Below are 24,449 nucleotides of genomic sequence, written 5' to 3' on the forward strand. Positions count from 1 at the left end.
ATAGACAACCCGGTAGCTGAAATGGCTGCCGAGGGCTTTTTCCGTATTGCGCTGGGCGTTGAATACAAAGGCTCGCGCTACTGCGGCTGGCAGCGTCAGGCTTCCGGCGTGCTCACGGTGCAGGAAACTCTGGAAGACGCCCTGTCCAAAGTCGCCGATTCGCCGGTCTCGCTGATGTGCGCCGGCCGCACCGACGCCGGGGTTCACGCCTGCGGTCAGGTGGTGCACTTCGATACCCAGGCTGAGCGCTCGATGAAAGCCTGGACCATGGGCGCCAATATCAATCTGCCCCATGACATCAGTGTGAGCTGGGCCAAGGTCATGCCTGCGCATTTTCACGCCCGTTTCAAGGCGATTGCCCGGCGTTATCGCTATGTGATCTACAACGACCAGATCCGTCCGGCGCACCTGAATCAGGAGATCACCTGGAATCACCGACCGCTGGATGTGGAGCGCATGGCTCTGGCTGCAGAATATCTGGTCGGTACCCATGACTTCAGCGCCTTCCGTGCCGGCCAATGCCAGGCCAAATCGCCGATCAAGCAGTTGCATCACCTGCGGGTGACGCGCCACGGCAAGATGATCGTCCTCGACATTCGCGCCAATGCCTTCCTGCACCACATGGTGCGCAATATCGCCGGGGTGCTGATGACCATCGGTGCCGGTGAGCGCCCCATCGAGTGGGCCAGGGAAGTACTGGAAAGCAAGGTACGCCGCACCGGCGGGGTCACGGCGCATCCGTTCGGCCTCTATCTGGTCCAGGTTGAATATCGTGACGAGTTTCCCCTGCCGGAGCGCTATATCGGGCCGCATTTCCTTACTGGATTCGCCGAACTTGACGGCTGACGCCCGCACACGCATTTGCTACCATCCCGGACTTCGCTGAAAGGCAGGAATCTGTGACATGTCAGCCGTTCGCAGCAAAATCTGCGGGATTACCCGCATAGAAGATGCATTGGCCGCCGTCGAGGCAGGTGCCGATGCCATCGGTTTTGTCTTCTATCCGCCAAGTCCGCGGGCTGTCACTGTGCAGCAGGCGCGGGCAATCATCGCCGCTTTGCCACCGTTTATCAGTACGGTCGGGCTGTTCGTCAACGCCAGTGCCTGTGAGTTGAACGAGACCCTGGATGCCGTTCCGCTGGATCTGTTGCAGTTCCACGGCGATGAAACGCCCGAACAATGCGTCGGCTATCACCGCCCGTTCATCAAGGCCCTGCGAGTACAGGCCGGTGACGATATTGCAGCGGCTTGCCGGGCTTATCGCCAGGCCAGTGGCATTCTGCTTGATGCCTATGTGCCCGGCGTGCCGGGCGGCACCGGAGAATCTTTTGACTGGGCGCTGATTCCTCAAGGCCTGGAAAAGCCGATTATCCTGGCTGGTGGCCTGACTTCGGCTAATGTGGCCCAGGCCATCGCCCAGGTTCGCCCTTATGCCGTGGATGTCAGTGGCGGCGTGGAAAAAACCAGAGGCATCAAGGATCACGACAAGATTCGTGCATTCATGAGTGCGGTACACGGGGCTTGATGTGACGGCAGCGGTACTGCCGCCGTCCATAGCCTCACAGTTATTGGACCTGCTTTGGCCGGGGAGGGTGCCTTCCCGGCTTGAGCGGGCACACATTTGTTATGAATTTAGCTCAAGGGCATACGCAGGCGCCGAGTCGCCTGACGTTCTAGCCACCGGAACTGGAGAAAGAAAGCATGAGCAACTGGTTGGTAGACAAACTGATCCCTTCGATCATGCGTTCCGAGGTCAAGAAAAGCTCCGTCCCCGAAGGCCTCTGGCACAAATGCCCGTCCTGCGAGGCGGTGCTCTATCGTCCGGAACTGGAAAAGACCCTGGACGTCTGCCCCAAGTGCAACCACCACATGCGCATCGACGCACGTGCACGCCTGGACATCTTCCTTGATGCCGAAGGTCGTAATGAGCTGGGCGCCGATCTGGAGCCGGTGGATCGCCTGAAATTCCGCGACAGCAAGAAGTACAAGGACCGCCTCACCGCTGCCCAGAAGCAGACCGGTGAAAAAGATGCCCTGATCTCCATGAGCGGCACCCTGCTGGGCATGCCGGTCGTGGCCAGCGCCTTCGAATTCTCGTTCATGGGCGGTTCCATGGGGGCCATCGTCGGTGAGCGCTTTGTTCAGGCCGCCAACTACGCGCTGGAAAAGCGCTGCCCGATGATCTGCTTCGCCGCCTCCGGTGGCGCACGCATGCAGGAAGCGCTGATCTCCCTGATGCAGATGGCCAAGACTTCCGCCGTGCTGGCGCGTCTTCGTGAAGAAGGCCTGCCGTTCATTTCCGTGCTGACCGACCCGGTCTACGGTGGTGTTTCCGCCAGTCTGGCCATGCTTGGTGACGTGATTGTCGCCGAGCCCAAGGCGCTGATCGGCTTCGCCGGCCCTCGCGTGATCGAGCAGACCGTTCGGGAAAAACTTCCGGAAGGCTTCCAGCGCAGTGAATTCCTGCTGGAGCACGGCGCCATCGACATGATCATCCACCGTGCCGAGCTGCGCCCACGCCTGGGCAACCTGCTGGCACAGCTGATGGATCTGCCGACGCCGAAGTTTGTCGCGCCTGTACTGGAACCGATCGTCGTTCCACCGGCCCCGGCCAACGTATGACGCCAGGATCCCTGGGGGACTGGCTGGCCTATCTGGAGCAACTGCATCCTTCGGCCATCGACATGGGCCTTGATCGCTCACGGCAGGTGGCGACTCAGCTTGGCCTGACTCGCCCGGCACCGCGGGTGATCACGGTCACCGGCACTAACGGCAAGGGCTCGAGCTGTGCGTTCGTTGCCGCGTTGCTGCGCGCCCAAGGCCTCAGGGTCGGCGTCTATAGCTCGCCCCACCTGTTGCGCTATAACGAGCGTGTGCAGGTGCAGGGCGTCGAAGCCACGGATCTTGAACTGTGCGATGCCTTCTCGGCGGTGGAAGCGGCCCGCGGTGATGTCACCCTGACCTATTTCGAAATGGGCACCCTGGCGGCGTTCTGGCTGTTCGAGCAGGCGGCACTGGATGCCGTAGTGCTGGAAGTGGGCCTGGGCGGTCGTCTGGATGCCGTGAACCTGATCGATGCCGATCTGGCGCTGGTCACCAGTATCGGTCTGGACCACGCTGACTGGCTGGGCGATACCCGCGAGTCCGTGGCTTTCGAAAAGGCCGGAATCTTCCGTGAAGGACGTCCGGTGGTCTGTGGCGATCTCGATCCACCGCAACCGCTGCTGGCCCGGGCGGCCGAGCTGCATTGTCCGCTGTCGCTGCGCGGCCATGAGTTTGACCTGTCCATCAGCGCCAATAGCTGGCACTGGGCGGGGCGTGACCCATCAGGGCAACTGGTTGAGCTGCATGACCTGCCGTTGCTCGACCTGCCCATGGAAAACGCCGCACTGGCCTTGCAGGCTTATCTGCTGCTCGACCTGCCGTGGCAAGCAGACGTGATTCGTACCGCGTTGCAGGCCACCCGGGTGACCGGTCGTCTGGAACGTCGCGTGGTGCACTGGCACGGCAAGACTCTGAATCTGCTGCTGGACGTGGGCCATAACGGTCATGCCGCGCAGTTTCTGGCCCGACGCCTGGCCCAGCGCCCCGTACCGGGCAAGCGTCTGGCAGTGTTCGGCCTGCTCGCCGACAAGGATCTGGACGGCGTGGTTGCCGAGCTGCACAACAGTATTCAGGACTGGGCAGTCGCCCCGTTACCCACATCGCGCAGTCGCCAGCCCGACGAACTTCAGGCGGCCTTGCAGAACCTTGGCGCAAACGTGACGTCATACCCCAGTGTTGCGCAGGCACTGGAAGCCCAGTGCGCGCACGCGACGGCCGATGACGAGATTTTGCTGTTCGGGTCTTTTTACTGCGTTTCCGAGGCCCTGGAATGGTTGACTCGGCACGCCACGGAGGAATCTGCAAATGGCCTTGCTGGATAAAGCCTACAAACAGCGCATGGTCGGCGCGCTGGTCCTGATCGCTATCGCGGTGATCTTTCTACCCATGCTGTTCTCGCGTCAGGATGAAGCCCGACGGGTTCAGGTCGATGCGCCGGCCGCACCGCAGGCGCCAACTCTGCCTCAGGTAAAGGTCGAATCAGTACCGGTTCCCGAGCAGCAGGCTTTGCCTCAGGAGCCTGTTCCGGAAGAAGACGCTGCGACGCCTGTGCCGGTGCCATCGCCGACACCGGCCAAGCCCGTTGTCACCGCCCCGGCGGTCAAGCCGGCCGCGGTGGCCAGCGCACCTGCCAAGCCGACCCCGGCGCCGGCAGCGACGCCAGCACCTGCCAAGGCAGCAGCACCCGCAGCACCGGCCGCCGAGCCAAGCCGGGTCGATGCCAATGGCCTGTCGGTCAGCTGGTCGGTGCAATTGGCCAGCCTGTCCAACCGGGCCAATGCCGACAACCTGCAGAAAACCCTGCGCACCCAGGGCTATAACGCCTACATCCGTACGTCGGACGGGGTCAACCGGGTATTCGTCGGGCCGCTGATCGAGCGCGCCGAAGCCGATCGCCTGCGTGATCAGCTGGATAAACAGCAGAAGCTCAAGGGCATTGTCGTACGCTTCCAGCCTGAGCATAACTGAGGCGAAAAGGCTCTAAATGCTGCCTGCCGGTAAATCCCTGCTTACCGGCAGGCTGGCGCTCTGCTAAAATGCGCCGCCTCATGGGTTAGCAGATTCCAACGTGCCATTTTCTCCGGTTGACTGGGCGATTCTCGGGGTAGTCATCATCTCGGCTCTGATCAGTCTCAAGCGCGGCTTCGTCAAAGAAGCTCTTTCGCTCGTGATCTGGATCGCCGCAGGTGCTGTCGCCTGGATGTTCGGTGCAAGCCTGTCGCAATACCTGGTCAATTACATCGAAACGCCATCACTGCGAGTGATGGCGGGTTGCTCTATTCTGTTCGTCGCCACCTTGCTGGTTGGCGCCATGGTCAATTTTCTGATCGGCGAACTTATTCTCGTCACCGGGCTTTCCGGGACTGACCGTTTTCTCGGCATGGCTTTCGGCGCGGCGCGCGGAGGCCTGCTGGTCGTGGTGGCCATCGGGCTGTTGAGCCTGGGGCCGGTACAACAGGATCAATGGTGGCAACAGTCTCGGCTGGTGCCACAGTTTCTGATGGTCGCTGACTGGTCGAAAAACCTGATTCTCGGGATGTCCAGCAAGTGGCTCGCCAGCGGCATCAGCGTACCCGCTGATCTGCCGTTCAAGGATCACCTCCTGCCAGCGGCTACCACCGTACCGCAGGAAGTGCTCGGTAAATCCAGTTCCACTAAGTAGGGGTTGTGTCGCATGTGTGGCATCGTCGGTATCGTCGGTAAGTCGAACGTCAATCAGGCGCTGTATGACGCGCTCACCGTCCTCCAGCACCGCGGCCAGGACGCTGCCGGTATCGTAACCAGCCACGACGGCCGGTTATTCCTGCGCAAGGACAATGGCCTAGTCCGTGATGTGTTCCATCAGCGCCATATGCAGCGCCTGATCGGCCACATGGGCATCGGCCATGTACGCTATCCAACTGCGGGCAGCTCGACTTCGGCCGAAGCCCAGCCGTTCTACGTCAACTCGCCTTACGGCATCACATTGGCGCACAACGGTAACCTGACCAACGTCGAGCAACTGGCCAAGGAGATTTACGAATCTGACCTGCGCCACGTCAACACCAACTCCGACTCGGAAGTGTTGCTCAACGTCTTCGCCCATGAACTGGCCGTGCGCGGCAAGTTGCAGCCGACCGAAGAAGACATCTTCGCCGCCGTGGCTGACGTGCATAAGCGTTGCCGTGGCGGTTACGCTGTCGTGGCGATGATCACCGGCTACGGTATCGTCGGCTTCCGTGACCCGGATGCCATCCGTCCGATCGTGTTCGGCCAGCGTCACACCGACGAAGGCGTCGAGTACATGATCGCCTCGGAAAGCGTGTCCCTGGACGTGCTCGGCTTCACCCTGATCCGTGACCTGGCGCCGGGCGAAGCGGTGTACATCACGGAAGACGGCAAGCTGCATACCCGTCAGTGCGCACCGAACCCGAAATACGCCCCGTGCATCTTCGAACACGTTTACCTGGCGCGTCCGGACTCGATCATCGACGGCATCTCGGTGTACAAGGCGCGTCTGCGCATGGGCGAAAAGCTGGCGGACAAGATCCTGCGCGAGCGCCCGGACCATGACATCGACGTGGTGATCCCGATTCCTGACACCAGCCGTACTGCGGCGCTGGAACTGGCCAACCACCTGGGCGTCAAGTTCCGCGAAGGTTTCGTCAAGAACCGCTACATCGGCCGCACCTTCATCATGCCCGGCCAGGCTGCGCGGAAAAAATCCGTTCGTCAGAAGCTCAACGCCATCGAGCTGGAATTCCGTGGCAAGAACGTGATGCTGGTGGATGACTCCATCGTGCGCGGCACCACCTGCAAGCAGATCATCCAGATGGCCCGCGAAGCGGGTGCCAAGAATGTCTATTTCTGCTCGGCAGCTCCTGCCGTGCGCTACCCGAACGTCTACGGCATCGATATGCCGAGTGCCCACGAACTGATCGCGCATAACCGCACGACCCAGGAAGTGGCGGATCTGATCGGTGCTGACTGGCTTATCTATCAGGACCTTCCTGACCTGATCGAAGCCGTCAGCGGCAGCAAGAAGATCAAGATCGATAACTTCGATTGCTCCGTGTTCGACGGCAAGTATGTGACCGGCGACATCGACGAGCATTACCTGCACAAGATCGAACAGGCGCGCAACGATGCCTCCAAGGTCAAGACCCAGGCCGTGAGCGCGATAATCGATCTGTACAACAACTGATTAGCAAGGAGGAGACGGCATGACTCAGGAATGGGATGCCGGTCGGCTGGACAGCGACCTTGAAGGCGTGGGTTTCGACACCCTCGCCGTGCGTGCGGGCCAACACCGCACGCCGGAAGGCGAACACAGCGATCCGATGTTCTTCACCTCCAGCTACGTTTTCCGTACGGCCGCCGACGCGGCCGCACGTTTTGCGGGTGAAGTACCGGGCAACGTCTATTCGCGCTATACCAACCCCACCGTGCGTTCCTTCGAGGAGCGCATCGCCGCCCTCGAAGGTGCCGAGCAAGCCGTGGCGACTGCCACCGGTATGGCGGCCATCATGGCCACGGTCATGAGCTTTTGCAGTGCGGGCGATCATGTTCTGGTGTCCCAGAGCGTGTTCGGTTCGACCATCAGCCTGTTCGAAAAGTACTTCAAGCGCTTTGGCGTGCAGGTCGACTACGTGCCGTTGGCCGAACTGGCTGGCTGGGACGCAGCGATCAAGCCCAATACCAAGCTGTTGTTCGCCGAATCGCCGTCCAACCCCCTGGCCGAGCTGGTGGATATCGCCGCGCTGGCCGAGATTGCCCATGCCAAGGGCGCGATGCTGGTCGTGGACAACTGTTTCTGCACCCCGGCCTTGCAGCAACCGCTGAAACTGGGTGCCGATATTGTCGTGCACTCGGCGACCAAGTTCATCGACGGCCAGGGCCGTTGCATGGGTGGCGTCGTCGCCGGTCGCAGCGAGCAGATGAAGGAAGTGGTGGGTTTCCTGCGCACTGCCGGGCCGACCCTCAGCCCGTTCAACGCCTGGATCTTCCTCAAAGGCCTGGAAACGCTCAACCTGCGCATGCGCGCCCACTGTGCCAGCGCCCTGGCCCTGGCCGAATGGCTGGAGCAGCAGGACGGCATCGAGAAGGTGCATTACGCCGGCCTCAAGAGCCATCCGCAGCATGCCCTGGCCCAGCGTCAGCAGAAGGGCTTCGGCGGGGTGCTCAGTTTTGAGGTCAAGGGCGGCAAAGACGGCGCCTGGCGCTTTATCGATGCGACCCGACTGATTTCCATCACCGCCAACCTGGGTGACAGCAAGACCACCATCACCCATCCGAGCACCACCTCCCATGGTCGTCTGTCGCCACAGGAACGTGAGGCGGCGGGCATTCGCGACAGCCTGATCCGCGTTGCGGTCGGTCTGGAAGATGTCGCCGACCTGCAGGCGGACCTGGCGCGTGGCCTGGCTGCACTGTGAGTGACTGGGCGATGCAGGTCGCCAGTGCCAGTAACGGTCGGGTTGCGCTGGTAACCGGCGCGGCCCGTGGCATCGGCCAGGGCATTGCCGCCTGGCTGATTGCCGAAGGCTGGCGCGTGGTGCTGGCCGACGTCGATCGCCAGCGCGGCGCGACGGTGGCCGAGGTGCTGGGTGACAACGCGATGTTCGTCTACATGGACGTCGCCAATGAAGAGCAGGTCGCTGCCGGTGTGGCCGACGTGCTCGGCCAGTTCGGTCGTCTGGACGCCCTGGTTTGCAACGCGGCGGTCGCCGATCCCCACAACATCACGCTTGAAAGCCTTGATCTGGCCTACTGGAATCGTGTCCTGGCAATCAACCTGACCGGTCCCATGCTCCTGGCCAAGCACTGCGCGCCCTATTTGCGTGCCCATGGCGGCAGCATCGTCAATCTGGCATCGACCCGTGCCAGCCAGTCAGAAGCCGATACCGAGGCTTATGCGGCGAGCAAGGGCGGTCTGGTAGCTCTGACTCACGCGCTGGCCATAAGCCTTGGCCCACAGATCCGTGTCAACGCGGTCAGCCCCGGCTGGATCGACGCCCGGGATACCGCCCAGCGTCGGACCGAGCCGCTGTCTGACAGCGACCACGCTCAACATCCAGCCGGAAGAGTCGGGACGGCCGAAGACGTTGCCGCGATGGTGGCCTGGCTGCTGTCGAGAAATGCCGGGTTTGTCACGGGGCAGGAGTTTGTTGTTGATGGCGGGATGAGCAAGAAGATGATCTATAGCGAGTAGTTGCAAGCTTCAAGCGGCAAGCTGCAAGAGAAAGTAAGGCGAACCGGTGGTTCGCCTTTTTTGCTCTTGGCTTGAAGCTTGCCGCTGATAGCTAAAAACGCCCTCTCTGAAAAAAACTTCAAGCAGGCTATTGACTTAGGTTCTCTACCTGCGTAAATTTCGCGGCCTCAGCGAAGCAAAGGGTGATTAGCTCAGCCGGGAGAGCAGCTGCCTTACAAGCAGCGGGTCGGCGGTTCGATCCCGTCATCACCCACCATTCGTTGAAAGTTGTTTGCTACACCGGACGAAAGTCCACCGACGCGCAGCGGTAGTTCAGTCGGTTAGAATACCGGCCTGTCACGCCGGGGGTCGCGGGTTCGAGTCCCGTCCGCTGCGCCATATTTGTACAGATTCGGTTCGCCGGGTCTGCGATTGAAAAGCCTCAAGGCGATTCGATCACGGGTTTAAAGAAAGCAGCTTAACGGTTTGCTTTAAAGAGTTTCAAACGAACGCAAGTTCGAGCGATACGCAGCGGTAGTTCAGTCGGTTAGAATACCGGCCTGTCACGCCGGGGGTCGCGGGTTCGAGTCCCGTCCGCTGCGCCATACAAAGCTTCGAGGCTCTTGAACTCCTTGAAGCAACAAAGAAGCGACCCCAGGGTCGCTTTTTTGTTGTCTGCGATTTAATGAATAGACGTTCGTTGGATTGGAACGCCACCTGCAGGAGCTGCCGAAGGCTGCGAAAACGGTGTGACAGGTGGAACCATTCGCAGCCTTCGGCAGCTCCTGCAAATCCGTATTTGCAGGGTGCAGCGCGGCGCTCCTTTCATGAAGGTATCGACATCCTTGCAAACTCTGCGTTGATCCTCAGCCTGTGTTGTTGCAGACTTACCCCCGCTTTTCAGGTTGGCTGCTTTGCCGGCCGTTTTTCTTTCAGGATCGTCGATGTCTAAATTAATGTGCGTGCGTACTGCCTGCTGGGCTTCCATTTTCCTGGCTGCCGCTGGCTGTTCGTCGCAAAAGCAAGGCGTCTATGATCATGAAAATTTTGATGATGCCGGGACCTTCTCGCGTACCTACCCGGTAAGCGACAACGCCTCCTGCGAGGCCGCTCGCCGTGCCTTGCTCAGCCAAGGCTATATCATCACCAGCAGTGACCCGAAGATGATCAGCGGTCACAAGAGCTTCCAGCAGACCGGCGACACCCATATGGAGATCAGCTTCAATGTGGTCTGCGCGTCTGATGGGAGTGCGGACCTGCATTCGAGCATGTTCGCCAACGCCTTGCAGGACCGCTACGCGCTGAAGAAAACCAACAGCTCAGCCAGCCTGGGGGTTGGCGTACTGGGTTCGTTGTCGATGCCGATCGGCTCGACCGATGATTCCATGGTCAAGGTCGCCAGCGAGACCGTGGCCTCGCAGAAATTCTACGACCGCTTCTTCGTCCTGGTGGAAAACTTCCTGCCGCCGGAAGCGAAGAAGGCTGCGCATATTCCGGAAAAACCCAAGTCCGATGCTGGCGATCTGGGCATGCCTGAGCCGGTTGCCGCCGCTGCAGCGCCGGAAACCAAGACCGTCGAGCCCAAGCCTGTCGAAGTCAAACAGGCTGAACCCAAGGTTGCCGAACCCAATCAGGCTGAGCAGAAAGTCGTCGAGCCAGTGGTCAATCCTGAGCCGACCATCAGTGAGCCGGTGCCGGCGCCTGTGGATCACGAGCCGGTAAAGGCCGAGACCACGACGCCGGAGACCGCGCCGGTTGAGCCGGTAACGCCTGCTACGCCCTGATTTCCTGGTATGCGTCGCGGCCCACAGAGTTCATCTGCATAACCCATTCCTGGCATCGAGTTAGCCCAGAAACAACCGGTACGCCGGATTCTCGCTCTCATCCCAATACGGATAACCAATCTCGTCCAGTGCCGCCGCGATCAGGTCGCGCTCGTCCTCCGGCACCACCAGCCCCGCTACCACCCGGCCATCCGCCGCACCGTGATTGCGGTAGTGGAACATCGAGATGGTCCAACGCCCGCCCAGTTTATTGAGGAAGTTGAACAAGGCGCCCGGTCGCTCGGGGAATTCGAAGCGCAGCACCATCTCATCACTGACCCGTTCGGCATGGCCGCCGACCATGTGGCGGATGTGCAGTTTGGCCAGCTCGTTATCGGTCAAGTCCACCACCGGTAAGCCTTGCTCGGTCAGGCTCGAGATCAGCGCGCTGCGCGGGTCGGTATCCGGATGGGTCTGCACGCCGACGAAGATATGGGCCTCGCGGATGGTGTGATAGCGGTAGTTGAACTCGGTGATCTGGCGTTTGCCGATGGCTTCGCAGAACGCCTTGAAGCTGCCCGGTCGTTCGGGAATGGTCACGGCGATGATTGCCTCGCGACCTTCGCCCAGCTCGGCGCGCTCGGCGACGTGGCGCAGGCGGTCGAAGTTGACGTTGGCGCCGGAGTCGATGGCTACCAGGGTCTGGCCGCTGATGCCGTACTGCTCGGTGTATTTCTTGATTCCGGCAACGCCTAATGCGCCGGCAGGCTCGGTGATCGAACGGGTGTCGTCGTAGATGTCCTTGATCGCTGCACAGATCTCGTCGGTGCTGACGGTGATCACTTCGTCGACATAGTGTTTGCAGATATCAAAGGTGTGTTTGCCGATCTGCGCCACCGCCACGCCATCAGCGAACAGCCCGACCTGCGGCAGCACCACACGCTCGCCACAGGCCATGGCTTGTTGCAGGCAGTTGGAATCGTCCGGTTCGACGCCGATCACCTTGATCTCCGGGCGCAGGTACTTCACGTATGCCGCAATACCGGCGATCAGGCCGCCGCCACCGACCGGCACGAAGATCGCGTCGAGACGGCCGGGTTGCTGGCGCAGGATCTCCATGGCCACCGTGCCTTGCCCGGCGATGGTGTCGGGGTCGTCATAGGGGTGGACGTAGACGTAGCCGTGTTCCTCGACCAGTTTCAGCGAGTAGGCCAGTGCTTCCGGGAAGGAATCACCGTGCAGAACCGCGATGCCGCCACGGGAACGTACGCCTTCGACCTTGATCTCGGGGGTGGTCTTGGGCATCACGATGGTGGCTTTCACGCCCAGGGTCTTGGCTGCCAGAGCCAGACCCTGGGCATGGTTGCCGGCCGACGCGGTAACAACGCCACGGGCCAGTTCCTCAGGGCTCAACTGCGCCAGTTTGTTATAGGCGCCGCGAATCTTGAAGGAGAACACCGGTTGCAGGTCTTCGCGCTTGAGCAGCACCTGATTGCCGAGACGCTCGGACAACTGACGGGCGCCTTGCAGCGGAGTTTCCACGGCGACGTCGTAGACGCGGGAGGTGAGGATTTTGCGGACGTAGTGATTGAGCAGGTCGGTCATCGTGTCGTTCCTTGCTGTAAAACAACAGAGCACGACAGCAACGACGCGAGCAGGGCGATACGGGAAGAGAGAATGATCATGTCTGACTCCTGGTTCAGCGGTTTGGCCCAGGAGACAGAAGAAAAAAACCCGCCTCTAGGGCGGGTTGGGTGCACGCGTCGGCTAACCCGCCATGACTGGAATGGCGGTAATAATAATCTGGCCGAAGAAATGCTTGGTTACGTTCATGACAGGAAGACTATTGCGGCGATGACCCGAACGTCAAGCACATTGATTTCAAACAGCCATCGAGTCCCCGTCCTGCGCCTTCTGTCGTGTGCCGTTAAATATCCACCGGTTTATTCGTTTTTTGGTAACTGCCGTCATTTTTATTTCACCAAGGCACTTTAGGGTGAAGGGCGTGGTCAGTGAATGGGACCCAATAATGGAAAACCGCCGGAGGGCATGAGAATGGACGAATACCAGGAAGAATTGCTTGAATTCCAAGCCTTTGAACTCGATCTGCCGGAACCGGCTGACGACGCTACCGAGTTGTAATCGGTAGCAGGATTCGCCCTGACGCTGCGCAGGGCCCCTGTAGGAGCTGCCGAAGGCTGCGAAAGCGGTGTCTCGGATGGCCCAATTCGCAGCCTGCGGCAGCTCCTACAAGATCCCATTCCAAATCAGGACATGGGTATCTGGTCAATGACTCATCCCATCTGCCGCTGACCACGCCGAAACTCCCCCGGCGTCTGGCCGCTCCAGCGTTTGAAGGCACGTTGAAACGCCTCGGCCGAGGCAAACCCCAACAGATAAGCAATTTCTCCGAACGCCAGTTCCGTGTCGCGAATGTAGGTCATGGCCAGGTCGCGGCGCGTGTCATTGAGCAGATCGCGAAAACCGGTGCCTTCATCGGCCAGTTTGCGGCGCAGGGTCCAGGTCGGCAGTTTCAGCCGCGCTGCGACTTCTTCCAGATCAGGTTCCCGACCACCATTCAACAACGGCCCCAACAATTGGGTGATGCGTTCGCGCAGGCTGCGGGTGCGGGTGCGTTGTTCGAGTTCTTTCTCGCATAGCTGCAACAGGTGCCGCCAAGTGCTGGGGCAGTGGTCCGGGTTGCGCAGGGCAAGGCTGTGTTGATCCAGGCGCAACTGGTTGCCCGCCGCGCCGAAGATCACTGGCGTGTCGCTCAAGTGGCTGTAGTCGGCGGCATAGTCCGGGGCTTCGAATTCGATTTCCAGGCGCCTGGCCAGCACGGTGCAGCCCGCCAGTATCGAGAGCTGGGTCAGCCAGCCGGCAAGTATCGAATCCACCACAAAGCGGTTGTAGGCGTTGTACGGGCTGATGGAGTAGAAGCGCAACCAGGCGCCGTCGGCATCTTCATCGAAACGCGACTGGCCGCGATAGTTGGAGCCATACAGCGGTTCGAAACGAATCAGGGTGCGCGCGGCTTCACGCACGTTCGGCGCCTGGGCGGCTGTCACCCCCGCCAGCCCGGCCTGGCCCAGGCGACCGAACTGACCCATGCGCAGGCCCAGAGCCGGGTCGCCGGTCAGCTGTATGGCGGCATGGCCCAGACGCATGTAGCGCGGAATCGACAGCCGCGCCCCGGCTTCGGCCAGGCGGGCGGGGTCCAGGCCATATTGTTCGAGCAGGGGCAGCGGGTCCTGGCCATGACTGCGCACGGCTGCGGCCAGGCTGTCGATAAAGCCGACCGATAGATCCCCGAGGCGGATGGAGGGCGCTTTCATCTGCACCTCCATCCCGTGGGAGCGAGGCTTGCCCGCGAAGAGGCCGGTACATTCAGCGCATTTTTTGCGCCTGACAGAACCCCTTCGCGGGCAAGCCACGCTCCCACAGACTTGCGCAGGGCATTCATAACCAGATATTGATCAAACGAGCACCATGGGCTGCCTGGCTGTCCGGCAAGGGTTCACTGACGTTCTGCCCGGCATGGCTGGCAAAGCTGTAGCCGGAGCTGCCCTGATCCCATAATTGCCCGCGCATGAACACGCTGATGCTGGCCCTGGCGTTGCTCTGGTATTCCCGGCCGCTCAGGGTCAGGCGCTGCCAGGCCTGGCCCTCGCTGACTTGCAGGGGGTTGAGCCCGATGCTGCTGACGGTCATTGGGTGGTGCGAGCCTCCCCAGGGTTTGTTCCAGCGATCATTACCGATCACCAGTGCCGGTATGGCGATGAGCTCCACGCCTTGCTGATTGAGTACCTTGTAGTTGCGCGGATACCAGCTGTCGCTGCCGATCAGCACGCCCAGGCGCCCGGCCGGGGTGTCGATCACATGCAGCGGCGCACCGTCGGCGGGACGGATATAGCCGCGCTGATGGTTGGCCGGTGACAACTGCCGTTGCGGTTGACCAATGGGCAGGCCGTCGCTGCCGAAGGTGACGCTGCTGTTGAACAGTGGACCGTTGCCGATCTGCAACTGACCATTTTCCACCGACGGTTCCGGCAGGACGATGGAGCCGGCGACCAGGGTGACGCCGAATTCCCTGGCCAGTCCACCGAACAGACTCTGATAATCCCGGGCCATGGCTTCGGCCTTCATGCGCATATGGGCATCGTCCAGGCGGTTGCCGCCTTTGGCCTTGAACACGGCGTTGATGAAGCGCCAGGGGTGGCTCAGAGCCAGCCAGGTCATCGCTTCCTGGATAGTTTGTGCCTGATATAACTGATTCCTTTCGCCGCTGGCCAGCAGCCAGGTGCCGATATGTTCCGGCAGCACGACGATGGTTTTTGAGTTGATCAGACCCTGATCCCGGGCTTGTTGCAGGTAGGCCGAGAGCTTGCGATGCAGGCGTTCGGTGCTCTGGTAATCGGCAGGGAAGAGCTCCGGCTGGATGCCGAGCAGATTGCCGCGTTCGCCGGGCTGGCCTTCATTGACCACCAGATGGATGCGCAGATCCGACAGATAGTGGCCGACCGGGCGGTCGCCGATCCAGATGGCATAGCCGACGAGGAGGGCTACCAGCGCCAGGGCGATGAATAGACCCAGAAGTTTGCGCATGGGCTGATCGCTACAAAGCATGACTTTGCGTTGAGGGTTTGGCTCAAAGGCTACGGCAAAACAAGGGCTTATCCAACGATTTTGCAGAGGCAGGCGGATTTTTTGCGCACAGGCAGCTGAAAAGTCCGCGCATTTGCTATTAAGTGCTGAATTTTGCCGCCGCCGACGAGTCTACGTGCATCAACTTGCAAAGAAGCTGCGCATGAAACGGGCGGCAATCAACTGCTTTATCCTGCTGCCGGGTGCGCTGCTGACAGGCATCTTTCCACTCTTTCTTTAAACAGGATCTGCTTATGACTTGGCTTTCCGATCCCCTCATCTGGGCCTCGCTGGCCCAGATCATTGTCATTGACCTGCTGTTGGGCGGTGATAACGCCGTGGTCATTGCCATGGCCTGCCAGCGCCTGCCCAAGGAGCTACAGACCAAAGCGATTTATGGCGGGATGCTGGGCGCCATTGTCTTGCGCATCATCATGCTGTTCTTCGCCCTGCATCTGCTGGCCCTGCCGTTCCTCAAGGTAGTCGGCGCAATTGCCTTGCTGTGGATCGGCATCAAACTGGTGGCCAATCAGGAAGAAGGCGATGACGAGCTGGACGGCGGCACCCGCCTGTGGACAGCGATCAAGACGGTCATCATCGCCGATGTGGTCATGTCTCTGGATAACGTTTTGGCGGTGGCTGCGGCCGGTGACGGCAACTTGTATCTGGTCGCCGCCGGGGTGCTGATCAGCATTCCGATCATCGTCATGGGTAGCCGACTGGTGCTGGCCGCCATGGAGCGTGCCAGCTGGCTGGTGTTGGTGGGCGGCGGGTTGATCGGCTGGATTGCCGGGGGCATGGCGGTCAGCGATCCTTCCATCGTGCCGTACCTGCCAGCGGTCGCCTGGCTGCACTGGGCGGCCAGTGGCGCGGCGGCGGTTATCGTGGTGCTGGCGGGGCTTTGGCTGGGGCGGCGCAGGGAAGCGGCGCACGAAGCTTCAGCGCAAAATGACTAAAACCAAACAGCGCAGCGAAAGTTGCGCTGTTCGTTCAAGCGCCGGTTTTAACTCAGGACGTCCATTGCTCGCCGCCCGGCCAGTCCTTGGTCGGGATGTCGCTGATGGTGCCGTCCTTGACGCCATCGATGCCGTAGCGCTCGATGGAACCACCGAGCACCTGGGCGAAGTCATCGGCCTTGGCTTGCTGCTGACCTTCCTTGACCAGCCCCGGAATGATCGCGCCGAGCACGGCCACCCCCGCACCGAGAAAGCCCAGCACGCCCGCCGCGCTGGCCAGGGCCGGGAGAAATCTCGGCAGGTTGGCGCCTAACAATCCCAGGCCGCCTTCGACCGTCGACGCGGCACCCGCCATCACGCCAAGTGAACCTGCGGTAATGCCGAAGCCCCCGGTCAGCTTGTCGCCGCGACGAATCGCCTGCACGCCGTCGAAAATCCCATAGGCCCCGGCGGCAATACCGGCCAGACCGCCAAGGCCCTTGGCACCTTCCTCGAAATTCTTCGAGATGATCTTGGCATTCTTGTCGTCCTTGACGTTGCCCTTGATCTGGTTGAGCAAATCGCTGGGCAGTTTGCCGGTCTTCATATCGTCCAGTGATTGCTCGCCGTTCTTGATCGCCTTGTCCAGGTACTGCTGGTAGGCCTTGGTGCCGCCTTCGGTGAGGACGGTGGCGGTCTGAATCGAGCCGGTGGTGATGTCGACGATATTGCGCGGGGTCAACTTGCCGGCGCTCTGGGCGCCACGGGCGATGGTCATGCCCGCCAGGAACAGGCCGCTGACGCCGTGCAGGGTGCCGCTGGCGTAGGCGCCCTTGGCGTCGCCGCTGAGGTCGAACATGTCGAGCTTGTTCATCTTGTCCAGGGCCTTGGTGCCCTGGCGGAACATGTCCCAATTGCCACGGAAACCGGCCAGCACCTGATCGGTGGTGGCTACGCTGCCGTCCTGGTTCATCAGCAGTTCCGGAGACTCCTGGCGCACCTGCTCGATCAGCTTGCGCACTTTGTCCTCGTCGAGGTCCGCGCCGCCGTCCTTGCCGAAAGCGGTCTTCATATCGTCGAAGGTAGCGCCATCGAACGCGTGTTCCTGGACGATGCTGGAGAAGTTGTCGTTGAGCTGTTTATCGACCTGGGCGGTGAACTCCGGGTCCAGGGTCGCGTTGTACAACGCCACTTCCATGCTGAAGGCGCTGGCGGCGGCTTCCGGGGTCTCGGTTTTGAGCAGATCGCGCAGACGCTCGCCGGAGGCCAGCGAGTCCTTGTAGTGGGCCTTGAATTCCTCGCTGTGGGACGACTTGCCCACTGCCGCCTGGATCTCGGCGGCATTGTCGATACCCAGCATCGACTGCATGCTCTGGGCGGTGGCGTAGAAGTTGGTCAGCGCCTCGGTCTGATCGGTCTTGCCGTCCTTGGTGGCAGCGTCCCAGGCCTGGTCCAGGGCCTTGCCGGACTTGATCTGCTCTTCGTAAGTCTTGGTTACCGCATCCTTCAGACCGGGGCTGGATTGGAACAGCGCCTGCATGGCCTTGTCGCCATTGTCCTTGAGGTAGTTGGCCGTGGCCTCGTCGTTTTGCAGAATGCTGATGTGGTCGTTGATGTCCTGCAACACCTTGTCCGGCTCCCAGAACGCGCCGGAGCCGTTGGCAATCGCCACCTTGCCGTAGTCGTCGCCCCACATCCCGGCGTTGGCGCCATCGACCACCAGTTTTTGTGCGTTTTGCAGATCGAGCAACACGGCGGCCTTTTCCTCGGCCGTGTAGTTCTCGGGGTGCTCAAAGACGTCCTTGCCCAGCTTGCTGGTGTCGACTTTGCTGGTGAGGTTGCCCGAGACCACGCTCGACAGCAGGCTGGTCAGGCCGGTGGCATCGGCCGGGGCGGTGTTCTTCAACCAGTTCTGGATATCGGCTTTACTGGCCTGACCATCGGGGTGGTCGGCCAACGGACTGCCCGCGGTGTCGAGCATCTTGAAGGCGCCCGGCTGGGACCAGAAGTCCAGGGCTTCCTTTTCTTCGCCGCTGAGTTGCGGGTTGGCGTCCTTGTAGTCCTTGATGTTCTGCTCGGTCAGCGCGCCGTCTGCCCCGGTCTTGCCACGGATCGAGTCGTAGTTTTGTTCAAGAATGGCGGCATAGCGGGCAATCTGTTTCGAGCCGTCGTCGGCATCGGGCCTGGCCTTGAGGAAATCTTTGTAACTGGCGATATCCTCGCTGGCCTGGGCCTTGGGTAGCGACTCGAAACCGTACTTGCCGAAATCCTGCAGGCGGCCTGCCTCGGTGCCATGCCGTGCTTCACCGCTTTTGGTAAAGCCATCGACGCTGCTGTTGGACACTTCATCGCCGCTGAGCACTTTGCCGTTTTCGTCGTAGCCGACGACCCGATCAAGTACCTGGCTGGCGCGGAAGGCAGCATCGGGATCGTTGTCGAAATCACCCACCTGCGCCTTGAGGGCATCTTTCACGCCACTCTGGTTGCCGAGGTTTTTCAGCAGCGGATTGGCATCAATGATGTCCTGGGCCGAGCGCTTGTCGTCCTCGGGCAGTTCCCAGACGATCCCGGCGTTCTCGCCAGCCTTGCGCGCTTGCTCGTCGCTGCCTACATTGGCGGGGCTTTTCAACTCGCCCTTGAGATTGTCGAAACCGTATTTGCCGAAGTCCTGCAGGCGACCGGCCTCGGTTCCGTGCCGGGCTTCGTGATGACTGGTGAAACCATCGACCTTACCGTTGCCGACATCATTACCGGCGACGCGGTTACCGCTTTCATCCAGCTGCTCGATATGTTCCAGCACTTGTTTCGCGCGGTAAGCCGCATTGGGGTCCGTTTCGAAATCCCCGACACGTTCCTTGAGTTTGTCTTTCACACCACTCTGATTACCCAGGTTCTTCAACAGCGGCGTGTCGTCGATGATGTCTTGTGCCGAGCGCTTGTCGCCTTCGGGCAATTGCCATTCGATACCGGCATCCTTGGCCTTGGCACGTTCGACCGAGTCGCCCCATTGCTCCTTGGATTTGCTGATGACATCCGTGATGAGTTTGGGCAGATCGATGATTGCGAGGGACATATCCTTGCTCCTGTAACAATTGTGTAAATACATCAGTGCCAGATAGCGTCTGCGCTACATACTTGCCCGCGCGCCTGTCTATTCGAGCCGGGCAGTTGCAATAAGCTGTCTGAACGAGTGGTTAAGGCGTGACCCTATCAGCCGCTCTATGACGGTTAATGTTGCGCCGGTTTATTTTCACAACGTTTCACAACTGGCCAAGTTAATGGGCATGGCGAAGAGGGAGGTAAAACGACAGAAAGATTTCCAGCAGGTTTCAACAGCGGTTGTTTACTGTATGTATGTGAATAAAGGCAAAGCGATATCGCTGGCGAGCCGTGGCTGCTCTGTGCTCATGGTCTGCACGGGCTGAAACAGTGTTGAATCTGTTGTCGATTTTATTCGGTGCTTAACAAAATAAAGTGTCTGTTGAAAATATTCGGTCGATTACAAAATATATTTTTCTTGCAGTGTTGTAAGTTGTATGGAGGTATAAGTGCTTGATAGTAATAAGTCGTTTTATTAATTAATAAAATCAATTTCAATATTGTTTCTTGTGAATGGAAGATGGCCCGTCTTCACACGGTATCAATAATCAAAAAAGGAAAGCGCTATGAAGAGAGTCAACTGGCTGATGTTGTCCGGCCTGCTGTTTATGGGGGCCGCTCAAGCCGCTTCGCAAGATGTCACCATGGACCTGGTCAGTGCTGATGGCGCGCCCCAGGCCATCGGCCATATCACCGTCTCCGAAACGCCCTATGGCCTGTTGTTCACGCCGCATCTGACAGGCCTGCCAGCCGGTTTCCACGGCTTTCATGTGCATGAAAACGGCAGCTGCGCCGCCGGTCTTTCTCCTGAAGGCAAGAAGGTCGCGGCCCTCGCGGCCGGTGGTCACTTCGACCCGCAACATACTGGCAAACACCTTGGGCCTTACGGCGAAGGCCACTTGGGTGACTTGCCAGCCTTGCCGGTCAGTGCCAGCGGTGTCGCCGATTACGAAGTGCTGGCGCCACGACTCAAGACCCTGGAACAGATCAAGGGCCGTGCGCTGATGGTCCATGTCGGTGGCGATAACCATATGGATATGCCGATGCCATTGGGCGGTGGCGGGGCGCGGTTGGCGTGTGGGGTGATTTGATCTGGCTTAGGGTGATTAACTAATTGCCTGACTGAGTTGAAATGCTGTTTCTGTAGGAGCTGCCGAAGGCTGCGAAAGCGGTGTATCTGGTGAATCCATTCGCAGCCTTCGGCAGCTTCTACAGGACCGTGTTTACAACGGCCCGGCATTTCTCTTTGCGGCTATTTATGCCACCTCAACCGCCACCTCAACCGCCACCCGGCGCCGCTGCCGGTACAGCACCAGCGTTGCCGCGCAACCGCATACCGCCGCAAACATCAGCCAATAAGCCGGGGACGCCTTGTCGCCGGTGGTCTGCACCAGAAAGGTCGACATGGCCGGGGTGAAGCCGCCAAACACGGCGGTGGCCAGGCTGAAGGCCAGAGAAAATCCCACCACCCGCACGTTCTGCGGCATCACTTCGGTGAGGGCCGCGACCATCGCGCCGTTGTACATGCCGAAGAAGAACGAGAAGTACAACAGCACTGCCAACAGCCGTTCAAAACTCGCAGCCTCCGCCAGCCAGTGCATCGCCGGGTACGCGGTGAAGATGCACAGGATCGAAATCGCCAATAGCAGCGGACGCCGACCGATGCGATCCGAAAGGGCACCACCCACGGGCAGCCAGATAAAGTTGGTCAGGCCGACAAACAGGGTGACTATCAGGCTGTCGGCAGTGCTCAGGTGCAGTACGGAGCGGCCAAAGGTCGGGGTATAGACGGTGATCAGATAGAACGTGGTCGTGGTCATCGACGCAAGCAAGCCGCCAGCCAGCACGGTGCGCCAGTTATCCCGCATCGATTGCCACACTTCACCGGCACTGGGGTGATGGGCCCGGGCCTTGAAGACGTCGGTTTCCTGCAGTGAACGGCGAATCACGAAAATGAACGGAATGATCACGCAACCGATGAAAAACGGGATGCGCCAGCCCCAGGCGGCGATCTCAGCGGTGCTCAGGTAGACGTTGATGGCATAGCCCAGCGCTGCCGCGAGGATGATCGCGATCTGTTGGCTGGCCGACTGCCAACTGGTGTAGAAACCGGTATGCCTCGGCGTAGCGATCTCGGCCAGATACACCGAGACCCCGCCCAGCTCTGCGCCCGCTGAGAAGCCCTGGAGCAGACGCCCGAGCAGCACCAGGATCGGCGCGGCAATGCCGATGCTGGCATAGCCTGGCACCAGGGCAATCAGCACCGTGCCGCAGGCCATGATCGACAGGGTGACGATCAAGCCCTTTCTGCGCCCGACCTTATCGATATAGGCACCCAGGACAATGGCGCCCAGCGGCCGCATCAAAAAGCCCGAGCCGAATACGGCAAAGGTCATCATCAACGAGGCGAACTCGCTGTTGGCGGGGAAGAACGTCTGGGAGATATAGGTTGCGTAGAAGCCGAACAGAAAGAAGTCGAACTGTTCGAGAAAGTTGCCACTGGTGACCCTGACAATGGCGCCGAATTTCGACGCCCGGGATCCGGAGGTTGCTGTTGTCTTGATCATGGCGGTGTGGGTACTCGCTATTGTTATTGGGGGCAGAGCAGGGGAGTTCAGTCGCTACCCGTATTGGTCGGGTTGGGTTGACGCTTTTCGATGGCATGTTTGAGCAGCGCAGCGCTGCGGAAGATGCCGTGAGCGAACTTGCTGTAGGGCATGGTCAGGAAGAACGCCATGACCAGGCCCAGGTGCACGGCCAGCAACAGGCCCAGAGCCGTGCTTTCCCTGAAGGCCAGCAGGGCCAGGCCGCTGGCGCTGACCAGCAGCAACAGGGCGATAAAGCCGCGGTCCATGGGTTTCTGCTTTTCATCGCCTTGCTGCGGGTTACGGCGCAGGTTCATCCACAACAGGCCGGCCGGGCCGAGCAGGAGGCCGACGCCACCGGCAATGCCGAGCAACACCGGCATGCTGAGGATCGGGTAGGGCGCTGACCAGTCGAGCAAAAAGTGATACAGGGTGGCGACAGCGGTGGCGGCGAAGCAGAGCAGGAAGCCGTAGAAGGTCAGGTGATGGAAGCGCCGACGCCACAGGGTGAAGGCGTCATCGGCGTTGTTGCAGCCTTGGCCGTGGCCGCCGTCCAGGTACTTGAGCTGCGCGACATTGGCCGTCGCCTCAAGGGCTGCCGAGGTTTTTAGCGACAGTGTTGCCTGAGGTGGGGATACGGTCCGCCAGAAGCGCCGCACGCCCATGGTCAGCGCCAGTACCGCAAAGCCGAACACGGTGCCAAACATCAGGGCCAGGGTGTTGTGGGGGAAGATTCCATAGAAATTCCCGCCCGGCATGGCCTTGAACAGGTTGCCCATGACCATCAGCGCCAGGCACAGAAACAGGGCCAGGCCAAAGCCCGACGCCAGGGCCAGCGTCAGGCCGTTGCGCTGGTACAGCTTGCCCAACGCGGGCGGCCAGGCGTATTCGACATAGGTGTCCAGGCGCACCTTGGCCATGGCCTTGGGCACATTGACCGCGAACTCATGGGGCGCCGCGTATTGGCAGGCGGACAGGCAGGCGCCGCAGTTATGGCACAGATTCGCCAGGTAGTGGATATCGGCCTGGGCGAACTCCAGGCGCCGGGTCATGGCAGGAAACACCGCACAGAAACCTTCGCAGTAACGGCAGGCGTTGCAAATGGTCATCTGCCGCTGCACCTCGCTTTCCTCCAGATTGAGGACCGGGATCAACGGGCTGGTGGCCTTGGGATCAAACAGTTGCATGGCGATATTCCGATTTTACAGATGAAGAACCCAGGGCCACTGAAGCCGCCGCCTGCACACCGGCAATCCGGCCGAAGGCGGTGCCGATGGCCATGCCGATACCGGCGGTATAACCCTTGCCCAGCACGTTACCGGCCATCATTTCTCCGGCGACGAACAGGTTGGGGCTGGCCTTGCCGTTGAAGCGCACGGCGGCGGTCTCGTCGGTAGCGAGGCCCAGGTAGGTAAAGGTCACGCCGGGTTTGAGCGGGTAGGCGTGGAAGGGTGGCTTGACCAAGGGGCGTGCCCAATGGGTCTTGGCCGGGGTGAGGCCCTGGGTATGGCAGTCGTCGAGGGCGGTGTGGTCGAAGGTGCCGATCTGGCAGGCTCGGTTGTAGTCCTCGATCGTCTTGACGAACGGTTCCTGTGGCAGACCCAGCAACCGGGCCAGCTCCGGCAGGGTGTCGGCGCGGGTGCCGGGAAATACCGGCGGCATGAAACGGCCGATGGCCTGCTGGTCGATGATCGAGTAGGCCTGTTGATTGGGCTGGCCTGCGACCAGGCGTCCCCAGATCGCATAGCGTTTGGGCCAGAAATCCTCGCCTTCATCGTAGAAGCGTTCGCCGTCGCGGTTGACCACCACGCCGAGGGACACGCAGTCGATGCGAGTGCAGATACCGCCATCGTAAAGCGGCGCACGGGCATCGATGGCGACCATATGGGCCTGGGTCGGATCGCCGATGATGTCGGCGCCCAGGTCGATCATGCGCCGTAACAACACACCGGTATTGAAGCGTGTGCCACGGATCAGAAAGTTGTCCGACGGCCACTCGCCACGCTCGTTCTGGCCCCAGGCTTCGCGCAGCCATTCGCGATTGGATTCGAAGCCGCCCGCCGCCAGTACGCAAGCGCGTGCTTCGATACGCTCGGCCGGCAGGCGCTTGCCGTCGACTTCGCGCTCGCCGATATAGGCGGCGACAAACTGGCCGTCGTCCAGCTCGATATCGGTGACTTGCGCGTCATAGCGGATCTGCACGCCAAGCCGTTCGGCACTGCGAAAGTAGGCGTTGACCAAGGCCTTGCCGCCACCCATGAAAAACGCGTTGGTGCGCGCCACATGCAGCGCGCCGGACAGCGGCGGCTGGAAATGCACGCCGTGGGCGCGCATCCAGTCGCGGCACGAGGACGAGGCGCGTATGGCAATGCGCGCGAGTTTTTCATTGGTCAGGCCGCCGGTGACCTTGAGCAGATCCTGCCAGTACTCTTCTTCGGGGTACGCCTCGACCAACACGTCCTGCGGCGCATCATGCATGCAGCGAAGGTTGCGGGTGTGTTGCGAGTTGCCGCCGCGCCAGACCTTGGGCGCGCCTTCGAGCAGCATCACACTGGCACCGGCTTCCCGCGCCATCAGTGCTGCGCACAGAGCTGCGTTGCCACCACCTATAACCAAAACGTCGACCATTGTTTCTCCTCGATTCCCGGGC

At 60.7% G+C, this 24,449-nt stretch carries 20 protein-coding genes and 3 tRNA genes; 16 read left to right on the plus strand and 7 right to left on the minus strand.

Features of this window, described 5'->3' with window-relative positions:
- Positions 1-21 precede the first annotated feature (21 nt).
- The 13 genes from truA (at position 22) to M2401_RS03595 (ending at position 10,557) form a co-directional block, all read left to right on the plus strand.
- Positions 22-846 carry a tRNA pseudouridine(38-40) synthase TruA gene (truA, locus tag M2401_RS03535; RefSeq protein WP_259099904.1) on the plus strand — a complete coding sequence of 275 codons (825 nt, stop codon included), beginning with the start codon at positions 22-24 and terminating at the stop codon, positions 844-846.
- Positions 847-904: 58 nt separating this feature from the next.
- Positions 905-1,525 (plus strand): phosphoribosylanthranilate isomerase, encoded by a 621-nt coding sequence (locus M2401_RS03540; RefSeq protein WP_259099750.1) that lies wholly within the window; start codon positions 905-907, stop codon positions 1,523-1,525.
- 176 nt (positions 1,526-1,701) lie between these two features.
- Positions 1,702-2,622: an acetyl-CoA carboxylase, carboxyltransferase subunit beta gene (gene accD, locus M2401_RS03545; protein ID WP_259099752.1), complete on the plus strand. Its 921-nt coding sequence runs from the start codon at positions 1,702-1,704 to the stop codon at positions 2,620-2,622.
- Positions 2,619-3,926, plus strand: a complete 1,308-nt coding sequence (gene folC / locus M2401_RS03550; RefSeq protein WP_259099754.1) for a bifunctional tetrahydrofolate synthase/dihydrofolate synthase — start codon at positions 2,619-2,621, stop codon at positions 3,924-3,926. The genes accD and folC overlap by 4 nt, the downstream gene beginning before the upstream one ends.
- Positions 3,910-4,572 (plus strand): SPOR domain-containing protein, encoded by a 663-nt coding sequence (locus tag M2401_RS03555; RefSeq protein WP_259099757.1) that lies wholly within the window; start codon positions 3,910-3,912, stop codon positions 4,570-4,572. Before folC ends, M2401_RS03555 begins: the two co-directional genes overlap by 17 nt.
- Before the next feature lie 100 nt (positions 4,573-4,672).
- Positions 4,673-5,266, plus strand: coding sequence for a CvpA family protein (locus tag M2401_RS03560; RefSeq protein WP_259099760.1), 594 nt, complete (start codon positions 4,673-4,675; stop codon positions 5,264-5,266).
- 12 nt (positions 5,267-5,278) lie between these two features.
- A complete protein-coding gene (purF, locus tag M2401_RS03565; protein WP_259099763.1) occupies positions 5,279-6,787 on the plus strand; it encodes an amidophosphoribosyltransferase in 1,509 nt (502 codons plus the stop codon).
- Positions 6,788-6,806: 19 nt separating this feature from the next.
- Positions 6,807-8,018 (plus strand): O-succinylhomoserine sulfhydrylase, encoded by a 1,212-nt coding sequence (locus tag M2401_RS03570; RefSeq protein WP_259099765.1) that lies wholly within the window; start codon positions 6,807-6,809, stop codon positions 8,016-8,018.
- 11 nt (positions 8,019-8,029) lie between these two features.
- Entirely contained in the window at positions 8,030-8,794 is a 765-nt protein-coding gene (locus tag M2401_RS03575) for an SDR family oxidoreductase (RefSeq protein WP_259099905.1), read from the plus strand.
- Between the two features lie 180 nt (positions 8,795-8,974).
- A tRNA-Val gene (locus M2401_RS03580) sits at positions 8,975-9,050 on the plus strand.
- A 45-nt stretch (positions 9,051-9,095) separates the two neighbouring features.
- A tRNA-Asp gene (locus tag M2401_RS03585) sits at positions 9,096-9,172 on the plus strand.
- Between the two features lie 129 nt (positions 9,173-9,301).
- A tRNA-Asp gene (locus M2401_RS03590) sits at positions 9,302-9,378 on the plus strand.
- A 339-nt stretch (positions 9,379-9,717) separates the two neighbouring features.
- On the plus strand, positions 9,718-10,557 hold the full coding sequence (locus M2401_RS03595; protein WP_259099768.1) for a DUF2242 domain-containing protein: 840 nt from the start codon (positions 9,718-9,720) through the stop codon (positions 10,555-10,557).
- Between the two features lie 60 nt (positions 10,558-10,617).
- Here M2401_RS03595 and ilvA read toward each other — a convergent pair whose 3' ends face one another.
- Positions 10,618-12,132, minus strand: coding sequence for a threonine ammonia-lyase, biosynthetic (gene ilvA, locus M2401_RS03600; RefSeq protein ID WP_409033877.1), 1,515 nt, complete (start codon positions 12,130-12,132; stop codon positions 10,618-10,620).
- A gap of 87 nt (positions 12,133-12,219) precedes the next feature.
- On the opposite strand from ilvA, the gene M2401_RS03605 reads away from it, so the two are divergent.
- Positions 12,220-12,531 (plus strand): hypothetical protein, encoded by a 312-nt coding sequence (locus tag M2401_RS03605; protein WP_259099772.1) that lies wholly within the window; start codon positions 12,220-12,222, stop codon positions 12,529-12,531.
- A 299-nt stretch (positions 12,532-12,830) separates the two neighbouring features.
- Here the strand turns inward: M2401_RS03605 and M2401_RS03610 are convergent, their stop codons facing one another.
- Both M2401_RS03610 and M2401_RS03615 read right to left on the minus strand, forming a co-directional pair.
- On the minus strand, positions 12,831-13,871 hold the full coding sequence (locus M2401_RS03610; protein WP_259099774.1) for an AraC family transcriptional regulator: 1,041 nt from the start codon (positions 13,869-13,871) through the stop codon (positions 12,831-12,833).
- A 124-nt stretch (positions 13,872-13,995) separates the two neighbouring features.
- Positions 13,996-15,141, minus strand: a complete 1,146-nt coding sequence (locus M2401_RS03615) for a carbon-nitrogen hydrolase family protein (protein ID WP_259099776.1) — start codon at positions 15,139-15,141, stop codon at positions 13,996-13,998.
- A 293-nt stretch (positions 15,142-15,434) separates the two neighbouring features.
- On the opposite strand from M2401_RS03615, the gene M2401_RS03620 reads away from it, so the two are divergent.
- Positions 15,435-16,136 (plus strand): TerC family protein, encoded by a 702-nt coding sequence (locus tag M2401_RS03620; protein ID WP_259099778.1) that lies wholly within the window; start codon positions 15,435-15,437, stop codon positions 16,134-16,136.
- A 52-nt stretch (positions 16,137-16,188) separates the two neighbouring features.
- On the opposite strand, the gene M2401_RS03625 is transcribed toward M2401_RS03620, so the two are convergent.
- Positions 16,189-19,188, minus strand: coding sequence for a type III effector HrpK domain-containing protein (locus M2401_RS03625; RefSeq protein ID WP_259099780.1), 3,000 nt, complete (start codon positions 19,186-19,188; stop codon positions 16,189-16,191).
- 592 nt (positions 19,189-19,780) lie between these two features.
- On the opposite strand from M2401_RS03625, the gene sodC reads away from it, so the two are divergent.
- Positions 19,781-20,305, plus strand: coding sequence for a superoxide dismutase [Cu-Zn] SodC (gene sodC, locus M2401_RS03630; protein WP_259099782.1), 525 nt, complete (start codon positions 19,781-19,783; stop codon positions 20,303-20,305).
- 165 nt (positions 20,306-20,470) lie between these two features.
- On the opposite strand, the gene M2401_RS03635 is transcribed toward sodC, so the two are convergent.
- Genes M2401_RS03635 through tcuA form a run of 3 tightly spaced genes read right to left on the minus strand, consistent with a single transcriptional unit; the run spans position 20,471 to position 24,427 of the window.
- Complete coding sequence (locus tag M2401_RS03635; RefSeq protein ID WP_259099783.1) at positions 20,471-21,781, minus strand: MFS transporter; 1,311 nt, start codon at positions 21,779-21,781, stop codon at positions 20,471-20,473.
- A 47-nt stretch (positions 21,782-21,828) separates the two neighbouring features.
- Positions 21,829-22,986, minus strand: a complete 1,158-nt coding sequence (tcuB, locus tag M2401_RS03640; protein WP_259099785.1) for a tricarballylate utilization 4Fe-4S protein TcuB — start codon at positions 22,984-22,986, stop codon at positions 21,829-21,831.
- The gene (gene tcuA / locus M2401_RS03645; RefSeq protein WP_259099788.1) at positions 22,973-24,427 is read right to left on the minus strand and encodes an FAD-dependent tricarballylate dehydrogenase TcuA; all 1,455 of its coding nucleotides are present in this window, start codon (positions 24,425-24,427) and stop codon (positions 22,973-22,975) included. The genes tcuB and tcuA overlap by 14 nt, the downstream gene beginning before the upstream one ends.
- Positions 24,428-24,449 lie beyond the last annotated feature (22 nt).

The organism is Pseudomonas sp. JUb42 (assembly GCF_024807945.1).
Lineage (GTDB): Bacteria > Pseudomonadota > Gammaproteobacteria > Pseudomonadales > Pseudomonadaceae > Aquipseudomonas.

Excerpts from the sequence above, each read along its gene's own strand:
- M2401_RS03610 (WP_259099774.1), bottom strand. The coding sequence starts at position 13,871 with ATGAAAGCGCCCTCCATCCGCCTCGGGGATCTATCGGTCGGCTTTATC.
- M2401_RS03555 (WP_259099757.1), top strand. The coding sequence starts at position 3,910 with ATGGCCTTGCTGGATAAAGCCTACAAACAGCGCATGGTCGGCGCGCTG.
- M2401_RS03625 (WP_259099780.1), bottom strand. The coding sequence starts at position 19,188 with ATGTCCCTCGCAATCATCGATCTGCCCAAACTCATCACGGATGTCATC.
- M2401_RS03635 (WP_259099783.1), bottom strand. The coding sequence starts at position 21,781 with ATGATCAAGACAACAGCAACCTCCGGATCCCGGGCGTCGAAATTCGGC.
- purF (WP_259099763.1), top strand. The coding sequence starts at position 5,279 with ATGTGTGGCATCGTCGGTATCGTCGGTAAGTCGAACGTCAATCAGGCG.
- sodC (WP_259099782.1), top strand. The coding sequence starts at position 19,781 with ATGAAGAGAGTCAACTGGCTGATGTTGTCCGGCCTGCTGTTTATGGGG.
- truA (WP_259099904.1), top strand. The coding sequence starts at position 22 with ATGGCTGCCGAGGGCTTTTTCCGTATTGCGCTGGGCGTTGAATACAAA.
- M2401_RS03570 (WP_259099765.1), top strand. The coding sequence starts at position 6,807 with ATGACTCAGGAATGGGATGCCGGTCGGCTGGACAGCGACCTTGAAGGC.
- M2401_RS03605 (WP_259099772.1), top strand. The coding sequence starts at position 12,220 with ATGTCTGACTCCTGGTTCAGCGGTTTGGCCCAGGAGACAGAAGAAAAA.
- tcuB (WP_259099785.1), bottom strand. The coding sequence starts at position 22,986 with ATGCAACTGTTTGATCCCAAGGCCACCAGCCCGTTGATCCCGGTCCTC.
- folC (WP_259099754.1), top strand. The coding sequence starts at position 2,619 with ATGACGCCAGGATCCCTGGGGGACTGGCTGGCCTATCTGGAGCAACTG.
- tcuA (WP_259099788.1), bottom strand. The coding sequence starts at position 24,427 with ATGGTCGACGTTTTGGTTATAGGTGGTGGCAACGCAGCTCTGTGCGCA.
- M2401_RS03595 (WP_259099768.1), top strand. The coding sequence starts at position 9,718 with ATGTCTAAATTAATGTGCGTGCGTACTGCCTGCTGGGCTTCCATTTTC.
- accD (WP_259099752.1), top strand. The coding sequence starts at position 1,702 with ATGAGCAACTGGTTGGTAGACAAACTGATCCCTTCGATCATGCGTTCC.
- M2401_RS03575 (WP_259099905.1), top strand. The coding sequence starts at position 8,030 with ATGCAGGTCGCCAGTGCCAGTAACGGTCGGGTTGCGCTGGTAACCGGC.
- M2401_RS03620 (WP_259099778.1), top strand. The coding sequence starts at position 15,435 with ATGACTTGGCTTTCCGATCCCCTCATCTGGGCCTCGCTGGCCCAGATC.
- M2401_RS03540 (WP_259099750.1), top strand. The coding sequence starts at position 905 with ATGTCAGCCGTTCGCAGCAAAATCTGCGGGATTACCCGCATAGAAGAT.
- M2401_RS03615 (WP_259099776.1), bottom strand. The coding sequence starts at position 15,141 with ATGCGCAAACTTCTGGGTCTATTCATCGCCCTGGCGCTGGTAGCCCTC.